Here is a 1,534-nt window from a genome sequence, read left to right on the forward strand (position 1 = left end):
GAAAAGTGACACCTCCATGTGCCCAAGAGCCCGACACCACTCCGCCTTTAGGCCCTGCAGACCATCATCAGGTCCCTAAAAAACCTCGAAATAACAACAGCAACCACATCGCTTCATTCTAAAACAACCATTAACCCAGAACGATTGAATGAAGTGACGGCCGTCGTCATTGCCGATGGCTTTGGCGCATCCCGTCACCCCAGCCCCAGCCCCACGCCTCCGCTCTTCCGGGCAGTCAGTAAGTCTCCAAATGCAACCGCCCATCCTTCTTGAGCGCTGCCCCCAGCGTCTCCCAGGACAAGCCAGCCTGTTGCGCCACGTCGCGCAAGGCCAGCACCACGCCCTCTTCCATGCTTTTCAGCCCGCAGACGTAGAAGTAGGTGCTCGGGTCGGCAAGCAAGGGCGCCAGGTCAGCTGCGCGATCGCGCATCACGTCCTGCACGTAGCGCTTGGGCTGGCCGGGCGTACGCGAGAAAGCAAAGTGGATGTCGATGAAATCCTTGGGCAGGTTCTGCAGCGGCCCAAAGTAGGGCAGTTCCTCCTTGGTGCGCGCGCCGAAGAAGAGTATCAGCTTGCCGCCTTCGAACTTGCCGGACTTGCGCAGCCGGCGGCGCCACTCGGTCATGGCACGCATCGGCGCGCTGCCCGTGCCGGTGCAGATCATGACGATGTTGGAGCGCGGATGGTTGGGCATCAGGAAGCTCGCGCCGAAGGGCCCGATCACTTCTACCTTGTCCCCCACCTGCAGGTCGCACATATAGTTCGACGCCACACCGCGCACCGGATTGCCCTGATGGTCTTCCAGCACGCGCTTGATGGTGAGCGAGATATTGTTGTAGCCGGGGCGTTCGCCGTTACGCGCGCTGGCCAGCGAATACTGGCGCGCGTGGTGCGGGCGGCCGGCGGCATCCACCCCGGGCGGCACGATGCCGATGGACTGGCCCTCCAGCACCGGGAAGGGCGACGCGCCGAAGTCCAGCACGATGTGGTGGGTATCGTAGTCGCGGCCAACCTCGGTAACGCGCACATTGCCGGTCACCGTGGCGGTGATCGTCTTGCCGGCGCCCTTGGCACCATACAGGTTGGTATAGGCATGCGCTGCGGACCACGGCGGCACGGTGGCGCCATACTGCGCGCTGTTGAATGCCGCTTCGCCACTGACGGCGCCGGGCAGGGAAACCACGGCTTCGGGCATGGGCTCGGCGCCCACCGCCACGCCTTGCTCCGCAAGCTGCTCCGGCGACAGCTCGGCCGGCAGTTCGTCCCAGCCGAGTTGCTCGGCGGTGCTGTAGGCCTTGGGGCGTGGCACGGTGCGCCAGTTGTCGATCGATCCGGTCGGGCAAGGCGAGATGCAGGCCATGCAGGCATTGCACTTGTCCGCATCGACCACGTAGTTGCGCGAATCGTGGGTGATGGCTGCGACCGGGCAGGTTGCCTCGCAGGTATTGCAGCGGATGCAGATCTCGGGGTCGATCAGGTGCTGCCTGATGACCTGGATGTCGGACAAGTCCATGGCGATCTCCGGGGGTGAAGC

1 protein-coding gene is annotated in these 1,534 nt (G+C 63.8%); it reads right to left on the reverse strand.

The window, feature by feature from the left end; genetic code table 11:
• Window positions 1–235: 235 nt before the first annotated feature.
• Entirely contained in the window at window positions 236–1,513 is a 1,278-nt protein-coding gene (gene boxA / locus P3W85_RS21320) for a benzoyl-CoA 2,3-epoxidase subunit BoxA (protein WP_276266248.1), read from the reverse strand.
• Window positions 1,514–1,534: the final 21 nt, after the last annotated feature.

Source organism: Cupriavidus basilensis, assembly GCF_029335485.1.
GTDB lineage: Bacteria > Pseudomonadota > Gammaproteobacteria > Burkholderiales > Burkholderiaceae > Cupriavidus > Cupriavidus basilensis_E.